18 protein-coding genes and 4 pseudogenes are annotated in these 15,858 nt (G+C 59.1%); 7 read left to right on the forward strand and 15 right to left on the reverse strand.

All coding sequences use genetic code 11. The features are described from left to right. Positions 1–79 precede the first annotated feature (79 nt). The gene (gene hfq / locus GCT13_RS19215) at positions 80–361 is read right to left on the reverse strand and encodes an RNA chaperone Hfq (protein WP_321574463.1); all 282 of its coding nucleotides are present in this window, start codon (positions 359–361) and stop codon (positions 80–82) included. A gap of 148 nt (positions 362–509) precedes the next feature. Next, positions 510–742, reverse strand: a pseudogene (locus GCT13_RS19220) (cold-shock protein). 177 nt (positions 743–919) lie between these two features. Between GCT13_RS19220 and GCT13_RS19225 the strand changes: the two are divergent. The 3 genes from GCT13_RS19225 to GCT13_RS48435 all read left to right on the forward strand — a co-directional run bounded on the left by GCT13_RS19225 (position 920) and on the right by GCT13_RS48435 (position 2,404). Continuing rightward, entirely contained in the window at positions 920–1,420 is a 501-nt protein-coding gene (locus tag GCT13_RS19225; protein ID WP_152760533.1) for a hypothetical protein, read from the forward strand. A 111-nt stretch (positions 1,421–1,531) separates the two neighbouring features. Further along, a complete protein-coding gene (locus tag GCT13_RS19230) occupies positions 1,532–1,927 on the forward strand; it encodes a hypothetical protein (protein ID WP_152760535.1) in 396 nt (131 codons plus the stop codon). Between the two features lie 333 nt (positions 1,928–2,260). After that, complete coding sequence (locus GCT13_RS48435; RefSeq protein WP_193727698.1) at positions 2,261–2,404, forward strand: hypothetical protein; 144 nt, start codon at positions 2,261–2,263, stop codon at positions 2,402–2,404. A 78-nt stretch (positions 2,405–2,482) separates the two neighbouring features. Here the strand turns inward: GCT13_RS48435 and GCT13_RS19235 are convergent, their stop codons facing one another. The 6 genes and pseudogenes from GCT13_RS19235 to GCT13_RS19260 all read right to left on the reverse strand — a co-directional run bounded on the left by GCT13_RS19235 (position 2,483) and on the right by GCT13_RS19260 (position 6,941). Continuing rightward, positions 2,483–2,734, reverse strand: a complete 252-nt coding sequence (locus GCT13_RS19235; protein WP_152760536.1) for a hypothetical protein — start codon at positions 2,732–2,734, stop codon at positions 2,483–2,485. A 521-nt stretch (positions 2,735–3,255) separates the two neighbouring features. Continuing rightward, positions 3,256–3,507, reverse strand: a complete 252-nt coding sequence (locus GCT13_RS51235) for an SET domain-containing protein-lysine N-methyltransferase (RefSeq protein WP_152760538.1) — start codon at positions 3,505–3,507, stop codon at positions 3,256–3,258. Then, the gene (locus GCT13_RS19245; protein WP_152760540.1) at positions 3,464–3,751 is read right to left on the reverse strand and encodes a hypothetical protein; all 288 of its coding nucleotides are present in this window, start codon (positions 3,749–3,751) and stop codon (positions 3,464–3,466) included. The genes GCT13_RS51235 and GCT13_RS19245 overlap by 44 nt, the downstream gene beginning before the upstream one ends. Positions 3,752–4,123: 372 nt before the next feature. Beyond that, positions 4,124–5,902, reverse strand: a complete 1,779-nt coding sequence (locus GCT13_RS19250; RefSeq protein ID WP_321574465.1) for a hybrid sensor histidine kinase/response regulator — start codon at positions 5,900–5,902, stop codon at positions 4,124–4,126. Positions 5,903–6,082: 180 nt separating this feature from the next. Then, on the reverse strand, positions 6,083–6,490 hold the full coding sequence (locus GCT13_RS19255) for an Hsp20/alpha crystallin family protein (protein WP_152760542.1): 408 nt from the start codon (positions 6,488–6,490) through the stop codon (positions 6,083–6,085). Positions 6,491–6,502: 12 nt separating this feature from the next. Further along, positions 6,503–6,941 (reverse strand): annotated as a pseudogene (locus tag GCT13_RS19260) (Hsp20/alpha crystallin family protein). Positions 6,942–7,390: 449 nt separating this feature from the next. On the opposite strand from GCT13_RS19260, the gene GCT13_RS19265 reads away from it, so the two are divergent. Beyond that, the gene (locus GCT13_RS19265; RefSeq protein ID WP_152760544.1) at positions 7,391–7,834 is read left to right on the forward strand and encodes a hypothetical protein; all 444 of its coding nucleotides are present in this window, start codon (positions 7,391–7,393) and stop codon (positions 7,832–7,834) included. 175 nt (positions 7,835–8,009) lie between these two features. Here GCT13_RS19265 and GCT13_RS19270 read toward each other — a convergent pair. The 3 genes and pseudogenes from GCT13_RS19270 to GCT13_RS19280 all read right to left on the reverse strand — a co-directional run. Further along, positions 8,010–8,315, reverse strand: a pseudogene (locus GCT13_RS19270) (ParB-like protein); the annotation flags it as partial. Positions 8,316–9,299: 984 nt separating this feature from the next. Then, on the reverse strand, positions 9,300–9,482 hold the full coding sequence (locus GCT13_RS19275) for a CsbD family protein (protein WP_152760548.1): 183 nt from the start codon (positions 9,480–9,482) through the stop codon (positions 9,300–9,302). An 881-nt stretch (positions 9,483–10,363) separates the two neighbouring features. Then, positions 10,364–10,732 (reverse strand): response regulator, encoded by a 369-nt coding sequence (locus GCT13_RS19280; RefSeq protein WP_152760550.1) that lies wholly within the window; start codon positions 10,730–10,732, stop codon positions 10,364–10,366. Positions 10,733–11,087: 355 nt separating this feature from the next. Between GCT13_RS19280 and GCT13_RS50585 the strand changes: the two genes are divergently transcribed. Further along, complete coding sequence (locus GCT13_RS50585) at positions 11,088–11,213, forward strand: hypothetical protein (protein ID WP_265335301.1); 126 nt, start codon at positions 11,088–11,090, stop codon at positions 11,211–11,213. Positions 11,214–12,061: 848 nt separating this feature from the next. On the opposite strand, the gene GCT13_RS19285 is transcribed toward GCT13_RS50585, so the two are convergent. The 4 genes and pseudogenes from GCT13_RS19285 to GCT13_RS19295 form a co-directional block, all read right to left on the reverse strand. After that, a complete protein-coding gene (locus tag GCT13_RS19285) occupies positions 12,062–12,526 on the reverse strand; it encodes a PRC-barrel domain-containing protein (protein WP_152760552.1) in 465 nt (154 codons plus the stop codon). A 219-nt stretch (positions 12,527–12,745) separates the two neighbouring features. After that, on the reverse strand, positions 12,746–13,129 hold the full coding sequence (locus tag GCT13_RS19290) for a response regulator (RefSeq protein WP_321574471.1): 384 nt from the start codon (positions 13,127–13,129) through the stop codon (positions 12,746–12,748). A gap of 39 nt (positions 13,130–13,168) precedes the next feature. After that, positions 13,169–13,276 (reverse strand): annotated as a pseudogene (locus GCT13_RS50590) (ATP-binding protein); the annotation flags it as partial. Positions 13,277–13,515: 239 nt separating this feature from the next. Then, a complete protein-coding gene (locus tag GCT13_RS19295) occupies positions 13,516–14,037 on the reverse strand; it encodes a hypothetical protein (protein WP_152760556.1) in 522 nt (173 codons plus the stop codon). Positions 14,038–14,523: 486 nt separating this feature from the next. Between GCT13_RS19295 and GCT13_RS19300 the strand changes: the two genes are divergently transcribed. Together GCT13_RS19300 and GCT13_RS19305 are read left to right on the forward strand one after the other, a co-directional pair. Next, a complete protein-coding gene (locus GCT13_RS19300) occupies positions 14,524–14,778 on the forward strand; it encodes a hypothetical protein (RefSeq protein WP_152760557.1) in 255 nt (84 codons plus the stop codon). Between the two features lie 705 nt (positions 14,779–15,483). Beyond that, positions 15,484–15,858 (forward strand): cupin domain-containing protein, encoded by a 375-nt coding sequence (locus GCT13_RS19305; protein WP_321574468.1) that lies wholly within the window; start codon positions 15,484–15,486, stop codon positions 15,856–15,858.

Below are 15,858 nucleotides of genomic sequence, written 5' to 3' on the forward strand. Positions count from 1 at the left end.
ATGAACGCGAGCGGCTTCCTGAACTTCTCGACGTGGACGTCGCGTGGCTATGCGCGAGGCACAAGGTCAACGGTAGTTCTCATCGAACGCGACTTCGCAAGTGGTCCGGCTTGTCGCGACTCATAGGCGCGTTGGTCGGGGCGCGTGCCGGGCCCATGCCGCCGACCGGCATCACGGTCGAAATGGCATGTTTGAATACGAGTTGCACGCCTGCACCAGACTCCAGCAAGACTACAAAAGGGTCAAAGCCGGCCAGTTGACCGCTCAGTCTGATGCCGTTCACGAGGAACACGTTTACGCTGGCCTTGTCCCTTACGAGCGCTTGCAGAAAGTCGTCTTGTACGCTTGGGCGTGCGGTCACGTTCTGAGGTCAATGGATAGGTCCTTCGATTGTAGCGGGCTGGAGCCATGCTGACATCGGGCGGGCCTCTGGAAGCACCGTGCTGAGCGTAAAAACAAATGGCCCGCACCAGGCGGGCCATTCATCGAAACGGGGCGAGTATCCAGACCTATACGGGTTTGATATTTGCAGCCTGCTTGCCCTTCGGGCCCATCTTCTCGTCGAAGCTGACGTTCTGGTTCTCCTGCAGTGACCTGGAGCCCTCCATCTTGATTTTCGAGAAGTGGGCGAACGGGTCTTCTCCACCGTCATTGGGGTGATGAAGCCGAAGCCCTTTGCCTCGTTGAACCACTTGACTGTGCCAGTTGCCATTTTCAATCCTCTAAATGTTGAGAGTCGCATTCGCGATTGCGGTAACTCACGGCGCGACCAGCCGCGACGGACGACTTTGTCCGCGGGCAACGCACATGGCTGGGTGCCCCACGGTCATCGCAACCCGGTCCAGACAACCCGCGAAGATGGGGTTGTTGTGACTGGTTCAGCTCAATCTATGCATAGCGGCGCCCAGGCGGCACGCTGATGGCAAGAGGTCCAATGCCTGCAGCTTGCGACTTTATTACCGTGATATCGATTCCATTTTTGATGCGTTTTAATTCGAGTGGGCACAAATTACTAAATCCTGGTTTTAATCGCGAACATACCGTTAGATTTCACGGCCGCACGATTGCATTGAGTCTGTCAATTGTGTACGTTTTAAGCAAGCGGCGCCACGCGTCCCGCAAGAACAAGTATCAAGAGATTCCGAGGGCAAAGATGAATCCAGTTGTCGAGCGTGACCTCATGCATATCGGCCAGGTTATGCGTGCGACCGTTGTCCAGTGGGCTCCGGAGATTATGCTTGTTGACTATTGGCCCAATCCGCTGAAGACCGGCATTCAAACGCCCCGTCTGACTGAATATCAACTCAATACGTTGCTGGAGCTCATGCACGAGCTCGATGAAATTGAGCGGAGAAAAAACAGGAAAATCCCGCAGCCGATTAGGCATCGCGAGTCGAATGACGCGGTCGAATCGTTATAGACGAAGTCCGCAAGCGCGCCTTAAGGAATCACTTGAGTGGTCGCCTGAAGACAGGTTTTTGTTCTCGTTATTGCGGTGGACTTTTCTTTATTTATAAGGAATGCAGATAAGATGAACCAACCTCTGCAATTGGACCTTCGGGCGAGAGCCGACTTGCTTGCCTTTCTGGTTGAGTCTCAACTTCTGGAAAGGTTCGTTAGTGGCGACTGGCTCACTATCGAGAACGTCGTCGAACTGGAGCGAATCTGGCTGGCCGCAAATGGGGGCGACGTTAAATGGTTTGAGCGGGTATCAATCTCAAGCTGGTCGCAGACGCTTGCTGAACGCGTCAAGGTGAATTTGCCGGTGGTGCTCGGCGTCGAGTCAGCCGCGGCTTCTGAAAATCCCCGACTCGACTTCCGCGCGACGTTTGTGCGAGCGGTCTATGACATGTGCCTGGACCATCTCGTAGAGATGGGCTGGTTCATGAATGGCAGACTGCGCTCACGCGACGGCGAAGCGCCGTAAGGAGGGTCATCTCATGCCTGCTTGCCGGGGCGCCGGAGGAGGAAGAGGGGTAGATGTCCTCTTCTGCGTCTGGCATCCACTAATCCACTATCCGGCGAGCTACGAGCGCTGTAGCGGTCTGCATTGATGCATCCAGGTTTGCCGGTTTGCTGAAAGTCGCGCTTTGCGCGAGCGAATTTTCGCGCGGTGGTTCGCGCCACAACCCGCCGATTGGTCTCGTGGGCCAGCGGCGTTAGCCGGTAGTCGCTCTGGTTGAGGTGGTTATCGATGGAGCAAATCTTTGTTTCCCGGGCCAGCGCGATTCAACGACTTCTCGAGAGAAGGCGGGACCTCATGTCCGAGGTCGAATACAACCCGTCCCTTGCGCACGCCATTGTGGATGTCGAGCAGCTTCTGCTTGACGTCAGAGCTGGCCGACTGAATGTGTTTCAGTTCACCGACGGCATGGGGCAGATATGTCGCATTTTCATTCTTTAGATGCGGCGCGCGAGCAGAGGCTCGATTCGCTCTCTCGAGAGAGAGGATACCGCTCGGAGGCGGCGCATCGCATTGATGCTAGGCGGCCAAACGCTCGGGAGTCATCTCCGGGAACGTCGGAGAGGGTGGAAAAACCCTCCAGCAGCCGTCGCCGTGGCGAAAGAAGAAGAGTGCGAGTTGCTCACTGTCGTGCGCAGTCGCAACGCACACATAGCGGCTTCCGCCCGAGACGGTACGGCCAAACGCGGTGATTCTTGCGGTCTTGGAAGGGTTGAAACCAAGCCATTTTTCCACTACGAGACGTAAGGATTGCTCTTTGGTATTGGTCATCTCATCCTCTCGGTCCTGTGAGAGGGCGCACCCCACGTGCACGGCGCCCGTTACCGGTATTCACGCAACGTGCATGCCAGTGTGCTCGCCGCTCAATCCTTGCGCGATGAGGAACGGGTTCGGCGATTTCGCCGCTTGTATCGCAGAAAAGTCAGTGCCCGATTTGCCGATTGGCCAACCTGCTTGCCGCTGTAAAGACCCGAGGCGGGCGCGATTTCAGGTCATCGATAGCATGGGCGATGGTCAGCTCGAGGTCGGTGGAAGCAGTTTCAGTACGGCCGCCCTGATATGCGGCCTGTCGTTGGGGCGCTCATGGTCGGGGTCATGATTGAGGGCGGTGGTGTTTCCCGCGGCACAAGTACACAATCGCCGGCTCTTCACACGAACACGCGGCGGTCCCCGGCACGGGCGTAGGCGGCGTCCTTCGTCAGCGTTCCGACTGTTCGCCATAGTGGCAGCGATTCGCCTCGCTCCATGCAACGATTATCGTTGTCGCAGTAGGGCGTTCCGGCACATGGACTTCAGGCGGCGTGAAACCGTTCGTTAGCGAGCATGTTGCCGCGGCAGTTCGGCGAGCCGCAGTAGCAACGATACAGGTCTCGAACTTCGTCTGTTCGTGGTCCCTCGATGACGAGCCTGTAATCAATCGTCAGTTCTCCGCCGCGTTTGATATCTCTCAGAGTGTAGAAAAATACGCGTCCGTCGGAGATGTACGCCTTGCAGTTCGGTTCACAACTGTGATTCAAGGGGACGTTCAGCCGGCTCGGCGCCAAGCGACCGCAGCAGCACCCTCCCGTCTACGCTCAGCACAAGCGCGACGTCCCCGTCTTCTGTCGCGACGATATGGACAAGCCCGGCTTCGTGTAGGGCGATGAGGTCCGGCGTTACCGCGTTCGTCCTGGCCGGCGCATTGCGCAGACGCAAGAGCGTAGCGAGTCCCTCCGCGCTCAGCGTCACGACGTCACAATGAGCACGATGCGTCGAAGAAAAACTTCCGTCATAGTCTTTTGCCTCCATGAGCGCGTCCTCCCTGGAAGTCGTGTTATCGAGCCTCAGCTAATCGGGCGACCGGTGGTTGGAACCAATTATGGCCTACCTGGAGACGACAGGAGAAACGATGCGGTTTCTCGCGTAACGTCTTGTAAGTGCAGCGGCAACCAGCGCCGGACACGTCCACCGGCGGAGAAAGGGCCAACTTCGCAATCTCGCTGGACCACCAGCAACTGTTTTGGCAGGAGCTTGACGAAGACATGAATATCGTGGCGCTCCTCCCTTTGCCCGAAACCTGGCAGCCGTGGCCGGCAAGCGCGTCTGAAGTCAGCTAGACGCGAAAAGGCATGCACCAGAGATGCCGCCCTGGCTGCATCAGCTGAGCCATGGGTGCCCGGATTACCGGCGCAGTACTTCACCCAGGTCCTCGAGCGATGGCGGCTTGACGAGATAGCAGTCAAACGCATCCGCAACGCCTACGGATGTCGTGGCGGCATATCCGGTGAGCGCGACCAGGCGGGTCGAGGCGCACTGCGTGCGCTGCTTCAGCAGACGGGCAAGCTCGTGACCGTCCATGCCGGGCATGTTGACATCAATCAGTGCCACGTCCGGCGTGAAGGACTCAACCAGTGACAGGGCTTCCGGTCCACTCTGTGCACGCTTCACCTCGTGACCGTCCAGGGTCAGCAATATCGCCAGCGCTTCCGTCGCATCGGGGATATCGTCGACAAGCAGGATACGGGCGGGCGGAATCCCGTGGGTGGTGGAGGCGGCGTGCGCAATCTGACTCCGACAGACAACAGGCAGGCGCACGATGACTCGCGTACCTCTGCCTTCGCCGTCGCTGGAGATGGAAATCTCGCCCTGGTGCGCATTGACCAGATACCGGACCACAGACAGTCCCACGCCAAGGCCGCCTTCTGCGCGCATGCGAACGCCAGGCGCCTGCGTGAACAGGTCAAAGACATGTGGCAGCAAGTCCGGCGCGATGCCCATACCACTGTCGCGGATGGTGATGATGACCTCCCTCGGCGTTGAGTCATGCTCGGGAATCGCGCCGGGGTCGGGGGCGTCGACACGCATGACGATTTCGCCACCCGCTGGCGTGTACTTGACTGCATTCCACAAGAGGTTCGAGAAGACCTGCGTCAGGCGGCCCGCATCGGCGAACACCGTTACCGGGTACGGTGGTTGTTCCACATCTATCCGGTGCTGGCGTCTCTCGGCCTCTTCCCGGACAGTGCCCATTGCATCCTTGATAATGTCGCCGAGCAGGCCGTAGCTGTGGTGAACAGCAAGCTTGCCGGTCCGGATGCGTGAGGCGTCCAGCAGGTCGCTCACGATGCGCTTCAGTTGTTCCACCTGACGGTTGGCAACGGCCAGCGCGGACAGCACTGCAGGACTGTCGGCCGCCAGCTTTTGCGCAGCCGCGAGTGCACTGTCGACGGGAGCGAGCGGACCACGCAGTTCATGACCCAGCATCGCGATGAAATTGTCCTTGTTGGCTTCGGCTGCCGCGAGCGCACGTCGTGCCGCCTCGGCTTCTGCGGCGCGCGCTTCGGCGTCGGCTTTCGCCTGACGGATGCTCAGTGCTGCGCAGGTAAAGTTCGCCAGGCTTGTCAGGATTCGGCGATGTTCGTTGTCAAAGTGACGTTCTTTCTCATGCGACATCACCCACAGTGCACCCCACGGCTCGGGTACTCCCGGAACCGGCACCACGAGTTCTTCAGTAATCTCAGGCTCGATATCCGCGAGGCAAGTGAACTGGCGCTTTGGGAAAGCGAATAGTTGCGGCGAGTCGAGTTTGAGTGCCACACCGCCAGGGCTATCATCGGATGGAATGATGTGGTCCACATATACGGCGCACCGGCCGGATACGGCGACCCAACGAAGCGCTGAACCCTGTGTAGCATCGTTATCCCGCAGGCTGATGCCAGCACTGCCGGCGTCGCATAGCGCCAAAGCCGTATCGACGAGCGTCTGGAGCATGACCGCATCCGGCGCACCCAGAGCTTTGGCCAACGTATGCAATGCCTCATTTTCAGCCGCATAGTCAGGTGCACGGCGCGGACGCGTGTCCAGTTTCGCGGTGGCAAATACCTGCGCGTGCCGGGCGTCGCTCGCCGCACCTGATTGTGACATTCTGGGCATGCCGTCCTCTATGGAGAGCCGGTTCACATCACATTCTAGTTCGGCAATTCTGACCGGCGTATTCGAAACGGGTATGCGGCAACGCAATACTGGCAAGCGAGGCGAATAGTCTGCGCGTCGCCCGCCAGGAGGTCTCGCCTGCGTTGTTCGTGCTCGTTTCTGCGGCCGGGACAAGCGGTTGCGACCGTCTGCCGCGGCCGCTCCGTATCAACCAACACGGACCTCGATGCGGCGTGGCTTGGCTTCGTCGCGACGCGGAATGGTCAGCCTAAGCACGCCATCCTTCAGGCACGCGTCAATCTTCGCGGTGTCGAAGTCTTCGCTGACGGTGAAGCGGCGCGACCAGTAGGGCGCACGTACCTCAACATGCGACAGTGCGAGGTTCGGCGGCACCGGCACCACGGATTCCGCTTCGATAGTGAGACTACCATCGTGGACCTTGATGTCCAACTTGTCCTTGGACACGCCAGGCAGGTCAGCCAGCAGCGTGACCGCATGACTGTCTTCAAAGATATCGACGGCGGGTGTCAGCGCGACGCGACGGCGTGCGTTCTCAGCTTCGGCGCGCGTCACCGCGCCGTCCTCGCGTTGGGCGATTTGCGTGTTTTCGCTCATGGTGTCACCTCTTTACTGGACTGCAATGGCGCGGGGCCTGGACGCTTCGCGTTTGCCCACTGAAATCAGAAGGCATCCATCGACGTAGCGCGCCTGCACCTTGTCGGGGTCGGCCTGCTGCGGCAATTCGATGAGCCGCCGGAATGTGCCACTGAAGCGCTCCTGCGCATACTGGCGCGTGTCTTCGGGCAACTGTGCATGCTCCGTCGTCCTTTCGCCGGCAATCGTGAGCAGTCCTTTATCGACGGAAATATCGAGCTTCGCGGGTTCGACGCCCGGTGCAAACGCGACGATTTCAATCGTGTCGTCGGTCGTTCCGATGTTGATATGAGGAAAGGCGCCGAACTCGCGAACGAAGGCTTGACGGGAAGCCGCCGAACAGGCTGGACATCTGGCGTTGCAGCCGGTCCAGTTCACCAAAGATGTCGGTCCCAAAGTAGACGTCACTCATGGTCGCTTTCTCCTCACGCGGCAAGGAAGCGAACCGGCATACGCGCTTCAGTCCGGTTGTCCCGCGCCGCGGACAATCAAGGTTGAAACACGCAGTGCCCGCAAACTGGTTGTTCACGAACAGCTGCCTGAGCGATGCTTAAGATAGGACGCCAATGGCAATTTTCAAGATGCGGCGCAAAATTTTTAATACGTCGATGCTCTGGAAATCCGCGGTCGGGAAGGCAACCGGTGGATTCGATACGCGACTTACGGCCGGGTCGCCGACCGGAGGTTTGCATCGAGGTAGTACCGCCCTTCGTTTTGTACGATGAAGCATCGACGGTCCAGGCAACTGCATCTGTCGCACCGGTTCGCTAAAATTGTTAGGTAGGCGGTCTTTGCTGCGCAAGTACTATGCATTCGGGGACGACAGGTACGCTAATAGAAGGAGGGGCAGGTGACACTCCTGTGCTCCTCGGTACGGTTCCGATGCCAGCGTCTGCGTCGACGGACCCGTTTGTCATTGCTGACGAGGGTCGTGCCATCCTCGTCTACCGTATTGCGCCGTCTGCGCTGAGTCGGTACGGTCGTTTCGTTCAGAAAGAAGAGCCTTTCTGTATGGTCCGGTTCGATGGTGCCGTCTTCCAAAGCCTCGGTCCACCCAGCGACGAGGAACTGGTTCAGCACGTCCTGTACGCAATAGGCTTGCGTCCCTACGGCGCGTATGAGGTCCTGGCACCGAGCCTGGTTGTCGAGTGGTGGCCAAACATTGCGCCGGCGATTGCGCTGCGCCATTTCATCTTCACTTTCGAAGACAGTAGCTTCGAATGTGTTGCGAGCACTTGCGAACTTGCCGGCATCTTTGCGACGACTGACATCGCTCGGAGCGAGGCTTTCTTGCGATTCCGATGAAGGCTGACCGCTGAGGTCGGCTTCAGCGGGGAAATGGCCCGCGGTGTATCACCACCCATCACCAGCGATGCGACCGGCGTCAGTACGACGAGAGAAGCCCCAACGATGACGCGGCTTAGCGTTGCCCCCAGCAGTATCGCGACCACATAGTCGAATGGCGAACGCCGTCCAAAGGCTCTACCGCTTTCTTGACGAGCGCATCGAACTCAGCATCGCTCTCAGGCAGCGGGAGATGGCGACGGAAGAAATCAGACCATCGGAATTCTTCGAGGCGTACAGAAGTCTTCTCGTACCCACCTGCATCGCGCACTGACGCCGACAGGCTCCGGAACTCGTCGTCTACCAGCTCCCACACGTGTTCCCGCATTTCGGCGAATGCCACGCGATGGCCATGGGCATCGTACGGATAGGTCCAACGATTGTTTTCCATGATGAGCGAGAACTCAGCCTTCGAAAGTGGTGAGAGGTTGCTGACCAGAACGAAGACGAGCAGAACGACGTTGTCGCATGTTCACGTCAAGCGGGTTCTTCAGGGCGCGCTGCGGTGTTGGGTGCTGTAACTCACGTCTTGTGTCGAGCGAGCGGTGATAGAGAGCAGCGAAACTGTCCGGTTCACCATGCTTAACAGAACGCAACTACTCAACGCAGGAAACTAATGTCGTGCTCGTCTCTGGTGAGGCCCAGACTACAGTGGGACTTAGAGACATTCGAGTGTTGCCGCGCATGGTGGCTCAACCGATGCTCGTCGCCAGCATATGCGAGAAGGCGGGCCCGTCGGAAGACGCGCCTCTGTAGTCGACAAAAATTACCGTCTTCACTAATATTGCCGCCAACTCGGCCTTCGCCGCATCGCTCGGAAACGAGGGCATTTCCATCAAGCACCTGCGCCACATAAGGTTTGTCGTGGCCGTCGAGTATGGATGCCCATTGGAAGGCGAGACCCTCGCCCAGCGTCTCAAGCACGTAGACATGTACACTGTTCCCACTGACGCTCGATGCGAGGGTGAAGCTCACGTCAGTGGCCTGGTCGATGAGCCCAACTTCCCCGCTCACGACTTCAATTTTGAATCGTCTCGTCATGGTCGCGTGAATCCCTGTTTGAGATAAAGCCTGCCAAAGTCATTGCCTCGGGTCGCCGGCCACTGTGCCCACATGGGCGGCGAGTCGTCGCTAGTAAGTGAATGGTGCGCAGATTTCGAATAACCTGCATTGTGAGGCTCCCGACGCGGTGACGCGACGACGTCAATGAGACTTGACGAGCGATGAGATGTCAGCAAGCGACGGTGCCCGCGTTCGCTTGCAATGCCGCTGTGCCAAAACGGTTGCGTTTAATGTTGAAGAGCAATTGGCAGATAACGAGCGTTACTCGCAGGTCAGGTTCCTTGACAACGGAGAATCCAGTCGGCAACCTTCCTGAAGCGAAATGCGAAACGGGGCAGGCCTGAAGCCGCCCCGTGTCACCGGCTCAATGCTTGCCTGCGTCCTTTGCGGCTTCCTTGGCATTACCAACGTCGTTCCGGGTCTGACCGACCTCCTGCTGGAGGTCACCTTTTAGCTCCTTCGCCGGGTCATCTGTGGCCCTGCCAACCGCCTCGTTGACCTTACCCTTGACTTTCTCTGCGGTCCCTTTGACTTGGTCCTTGTTCATGCTGCACCTCCCACTGAAACGACCGACGGTCGCGATGTCACACATTCGCATGCCGCGTGCCCGACGACGAGTCGCGACTTTGCGTCACGCGTTCCGTTTGCACACACGCCTTTAAATTGGCTATAGCGGCTGTACGGCACACGGAGCGCCGCCGAGGGGTACTGAGGTCGCGATTTATTGTTCTCTTGGATGAGACGCTGCGGCCGACGCTCAGCTTTTGCAGTGCTTCGCGCCCACTTTCAGCAAGCACAGCGTGATGCCCGCACGACTCCAGCGCCAGCTGAAGAGCCAAATACGAGCGACGATTGGGCATAGCGCCGGTAGGTCACCCTGCCCATGCCTGCTCTGGTCGTTCTGCTATGTATCTCGAATGCTTGTGAGCCCTGTGAACGGTGATTGCTGGGCAGCCTTCAACTCGATTGACGTGTCGCCGGCCTGTTATCAAAATGACGCCGCGACGACTCACGAAGCGCATGGTTCTCGCAAACAACTCGGGCGTCGAGAGTGGCTTATCCTTCATAGCGTACGAGGGGCGGACTTGGCTCGCTTGACACAGGAATGAAAACGATGTCCGCAAGGGGGCTTCTCTGGTCGCACAGGACGCCGCCAGAGTGCCCGGCGTCCGTAGGTTCGAGACCATGATATCAATGCGCATCGTATGGGGTATCTCCCACTCGGGAAATCCATCTGCTGCGCAATGCGTTTCACAGCCTTGTTGCGCGAAGGTCTCTGTACATGCATCGAGCGTATCGGCGTCATTATCCACGAGCAGCCTGTCTTCACGACATCTCCCCAAAGACGTCAATGACGTAGTAGTTCACTAATAGTCGTCGTGCAGGATGCGCAGCTCAATAGCCTTTGCTGCCTCAAGTCCTCCGGCTCTATGCGCTGCGGCCGCTCGCGGATTGGTCGGTAAGGTCATCAACCAACCGCAGCAGGAGGGAGGGGTCGAAAGGCTTTCGCAGCATTGCCGCAACCGGGACTGCAGGAACAGGTAGCACGGCAGACATCAGAACGACAGGCACGTTGGCAAGAACAGGTATGGTCCTGATTCTGCAAGCCACTTCGGGGCCATCCATTGCGGGCATCATCACGTCGCAGACAATGACCTGCGGGTTCACCATAACCGCGAGGCGCAAAGCCTCGGGTCCGTCCCGCGCGAGTGTCACCACGTGGCCTGCGTTCTGCAGCACGGCCCCGAGGGCGTCGCGTGTGTTCGCGTCGTCGTCGACAAGCAGTACGCGGCACATTCAACGAGTCCTCCTGATAGTCACGTCTCGCATAGGGCATTCCACGTGCATTGCTCATTGCCGTGTGCAAGGGGAAAACGAACGCGGACTTGCGGTATCTTCCGCAGCCGCGCCGCACTCGCCGGCCATCTTACGGCTGGAAGGGCTGCGGCAAAGGAGAAAGCGGACTGGCAATCGGTCGGGAAAACCTTTACGTTTCCTTGTAAGTTTTATTGCTAACTGTACGACTGTTTTAAGCCGTCGCCCCGGCCGTTTCCACGCTGGTCCGGTGACGTGCCGGCGAAGGGCTCCGCTTTAAACATGGAACGTCGATTGCTCGTCAGACTGCTGGACCCTTCTGCGCTTCGCTACCCCGGTGGCCACTGTTCTTCTTGTCGACCACGACCCGAAAATCCTTCGTCCGCTTCAGATACTTCTGGAAACCGAAGGCTATCGCTTGCTGACCGCGCCAGATGGCGAAATCGCGGCGCAGGTCACGTGACCGAGCATCCGGAAAATGACCTGCGGGTTGACCATAACTGCGAGGCGCAAAGCCTCGGCTCGGTCCCGCGCGAGTGTCACCACGTGGCCTGCGTCCCGCAGCATAGCCCCGAGGGCGTCGCGAGTATTCGCGTCGTCGTCGACAATCGGTACCCGATACATTCAATTAGTCATCCTTATAGTGACGTGTTCCGCCTGGAGCGCAACTGAATGAGCATGAAAAGTTCGCCGATGAGCTGGAAACCGTCAGGGAGAGTTATCGAAGCGCCACTTCATGAAGTTGCTGGCGGAACTCCAATAAGATCCTACGGACTGCACAGACCTTCGATGCAGCCTGTCCCGTCCTTCTCGGGTTCTGGCGGCTGGAAGGGGGAGCCTCATGAGGCTGCTGCTCATTCGCTTGCAGTTACTTGCGAAGACGCTGCTGACGTCGGCCCATTTTCGCCAAGGACGAAACCGCTCGCGGCCGAAGGAGGATGGCGAGTGCATGGTTACCGGCCTTTTGGCAAACCCTAGCTCGTAAACACACTGCGGAAATTTATGCCTTGCATCCGCAAGCGGCATCAGCTGGCTACTTTGGCGAATCCTCGTCGACTAACTCTTCGTCGTCCTCCGACCGAAGGATGGGAGTTGGTGGGTCAGAAGCTGGTGGCGTAGCCTCAGGAACCTGGACTTCGCCGGGCTTATGTTCATCGTCCGCGTCGCGCTGGTGTTTCTTTCGTCGACGTGTCATCGAAGTCCCCTTAACAGAGGTAGTGCGGGTGAATTGAATGCAACATGCATGTGTGGCGGGGCGCGACGCGCTGTCGGAACGCGCCAGAACCCGACCGACAGCCGCCCCTGGGATGGCTAAATGTCGGTCGTGCGTCCTTCGCTGACGTCACGGGTAGCGGTCCAATACGGTTCGCGGTTGTAATAGTGATGGACCGTGGTGCCCCACTTTTCGTCCGCCATCGAAGGCCAGTGGTCCTTGTCGAACCCGGGCTCATCCTTGAGTCGCTGGGCCAGGATGTCTACGACGAAACACCTGTCGATTGCATCCAGGGTCAGGGCGCTCCATGGGATTGCGTGCAGCGTATCACCGATGCCGAGGAATCCTCCCGTCGAGAGGACTGCATAGGCAATCCGTCCGCTTCGCACGTCCAGCATGATGTCGGATATCTTGCCCACGTGTTCGCCGTCGGATGACATGACCTTGTCGCCAATGAGCGTCGTCGCTGCCATCACCTCCGGTCCGGGCCCCGCGCCGGTGGCGCTGCCAACGATTTTCGCGCCAGTGCCGGACGGGCGCATCCGCGGGTCGGGCGTAGTCATGATTTGCTCCCGTGGAAGAAAACACTACGGCGCGCAAGCCGCATGCCAGCTAGCGAAGCGACGTAAGCGCAATTCCTGTCTGCGCGCCAAATCGACAGCTATATAGCGATATGGCAAACGCGCTGTTTATTTAGGACGAAGGCGTCCGCACGGGCAGCGGGGGACGCAGCGTGCTGGCCCTCACCGCAAATCTTCCAGGCTCGGAATGGTGCTTATTTGCTACAGGTACCGAAGCACATCTGCCAGGTCATCGAGCGACAACGGTTTGATGAGATGGCGGTCGAATATCCGTTCATCGCTCTGAATTCCACTGACGCTGCTGGTATAGCCCGTCAATGCCACCGGTTTCGTCTGGCAGCACTGCGCGCGCAGGCGAAGCAACTGCGCAAGCTCAAGGCCGTCCATGCCAGGAATGCTGATATCAATGAAGGCGACGTCCGGGGTAAATGACTCCACTATCGCGAGCGCATCGGGTCCACACTGTGCGCGTTTCACCTCATGCCCTCTCCAGTTCCAGCAGCGTGCCGAGCGCCGCCGTGGCGTCCGCGCGTTGTCGTCGACGAGCAGGATGCGAACCGGCGTCACCGTAGGTGGCGCAGTCACGACTGCGCCCGCTGTGTTTTCGCAGACAATGGGGAGTCGTATGGTTACTTCGGTTCCCTGACCTTCGCCGGCGCTAGCAATCGTGACCGTGCCATTGTGTGCCGCGACCAGATGCTTCACGACCGCCAGTCCGATGCCGAGTCCGCCTTGTGCATGCTTCCCCGTTCCTCAAAACGACTATCGGAACTCCGGACAGCGGTACCGTGACACGGACAAAAAGTGCCGAGGCGACTCCTTGGGAGCCGCGTCGGCAACAAAGCCGTGGGGAAATCGTCAAAGGCGGCTGATTGGCTCCCCTCGCGGTCGGTTCGACGTGCGCGTATTGCATGGATACGGTCGCCACGAGGCGGCGATGCGTCGTGGCGTAGGCCATAAGCAGCGCTAGCTCAGGACGTCGAACCTGGCTGCGGCCAGGGCCACCCCTTCTTCTCGTCGGGCGCATCCCACTCAGTGGGCGGTGCTGCCTCGAACGACGCTTCGACCGGGCTGGCGTCCTCAGCTTCAGCATGTGCCGGTTTGCGCGAAGCGCCGCTTTTCATCGCGGGAAGCCCGGTCCCGAACCACTTCACCTTCTTCTGCATATGGGCGACATACGCCTTCCAGCCGGAAGGGTTGCCATCAAAGAGGTCGTGCTGGACGGTCGACGCAAGCGCGGTGTGGTTGAGGTCCTTCTCGAGCAGTTCCTTTGGCCACAGGAAAAACGCGCTGGCGACGCGTGCGCCGAAATCGGCGACGGTCATCTTCGGGGCGAGTGCTCGGAGAAAATCGAAGTCCTTCAACGATTCCTGTTGCCTTGCAAGCTGCGCCACCGTCGCATCCGGTCGGCCTGTCTTGGCTAAACAGCTCAGCGCTTCGAGCATGTCCCCGAGGTGAAGCAGCAGCTCGCGTCTGTCAAACGGGTCGTCCATTACAGTATCTCCGTCCGTTGCGTCGTTGTTCGATGATACTCGCCGGTCTCGCGGTGATGCCACGCGGGCGCGCTGCGCCCAATGTTCGACGCTTACCGATGCGCTTAGAGCGGGAGGATGGAGAAATCTCGCGGCTTTGACGGTCTGCGATTCCGCTGTCAATACATGCGGCGTGGGTCTATAACATATCAGCAGCAAGGATTCTTATTGGCCATGGGCTTACAAGGTCCTGTCACCGGCGCAACCATTGCGCGTCCTTCTGCTCCGCCCGGTACAAGCCCCGCGTCGTTGTCCAGGTGGTCGCCTGACAAGTCCGGCGTCTGCCACGTATACAAAAAGCCCACTTCCCGTTCGCTCGCCTGAGTGGCGTTGCGGCGTCGTCACGTCGTGACGATGTCGCGCTGTCTGGCATCTGGAAGAGCGGGATACGAGTCGGCAGGAAGTGAAGGGCCTTTGTGAAAACCTGTAGGAATCAAGGAGTCTGAGATGAAATCACGACTGATTTTGGCGACGGGTGCTGCATGCCTGGTCGCGATGGCAGGAACGGTTCACGCGCAAGGTGCGTCGCAGCAGGCAGCGCCTTCGGCACAGCCCGCGATGCAGCAGAACGCCGAAGCGCCTGCACAGGCTGGCACCGACACGTCTTACGGCGGGACTCCTTCGACCAGGAGCGCAGCGGGCAAGATGGGCCCCTCGGCCTGCACGCCGAGGCCTCAGTGCGATGTTTTCTTCGGCAATTGAGCTGACGGCGAGCGCCGGGGCACGCGTCGCACTTTTCGTCCAGTCGCTCCTCCTGTGGGGTGGCTCTCATCAGACGATGTTTGCAATGTCCTGCGGACGGCGCCGACGCACTGACGTAAATTACCCAACTTCATCAAGGTACCGACATGAAATCTGTATTGATGGTGGCGGCAGGCGCGGTCGTTTTGCTGACCACACCCATAGCCGCATATTCCCAGGACGCACAGCAGGCACCGTCGTCGACGAGCGGCCAATGGTCGGCACAGCAGCAGGTGGCCCCAGCGGATGCACAGGCGCGTGACTCGGCCGTCGGTGGCGCGCCGATGCCTGGAACGCAGTCGCGTGAGCGAAGCCAGTACGTCGCGCCTTGTATCGCCGGGCTGTCGTGCGATATTTACCATGGCAGCTGAAACGCCGTGCAGTGCGGAGGTGGCCGGCAGGTGTCAACAAAAAGCGAATTGCCCTTCACCGGATACTCATGTTCCAATGGACTGTATATCCGTTGCCTGGAACAGGAAGCCAGTCACACTGATTTTCCGGCAGCGGTTACCGCTGCACCCAATTCATGAGGGCGGGGACACTCAACGCGAGTCGTTATTCGGCCGACGTCTCGCGTGGCGCTGGGTAACACCGACCTCCGGGATTTCACTCTGACGGGACACGTCAAACGCCGACTGGAACACAGGTCGCGAAAGGAGAAGCTCCGTGGCGTCTGCACTGTCGTTTCCTCAACTGTTTTCAGACCCGGCAGGCGAAAGTCATTTTGCGTCCGTCAACATCGAACTCGTCACCCGCGACTTCGCGCCCCCCGCTGAATCCTTTGACGTGTCGGATTTCACGGCAGCGAGCCGCTGCGGATTTGTGCGCGTGCCCAGCGGATGGGTCGGCGACCTTCATCCTTCGCCCATGTGCCTGTGGGTATTTTTTCTCAGCGGGGAGATTGAGTTCGAGGCCAGTGACGGTGAACGACGTCGCGTCGCGGCAGGCAGCGCGATACTGCTTGAGGACACGACGGGCAAGGGGCATCAGAGTCGTGTCATTGGCGACGTGCCGGCGCTTCTCGCTTTGGTTCAAGTTTGA

Source organism: Paraburkholderia franconis, assembly GCF_009362735.1.
Lineage (GTDB): Bacteria > Pseudomonadota > Gammaproteobacteria > Burkholderiales > Burkholderiaceae > Paraburkholderia > Paraburkholderia franconis.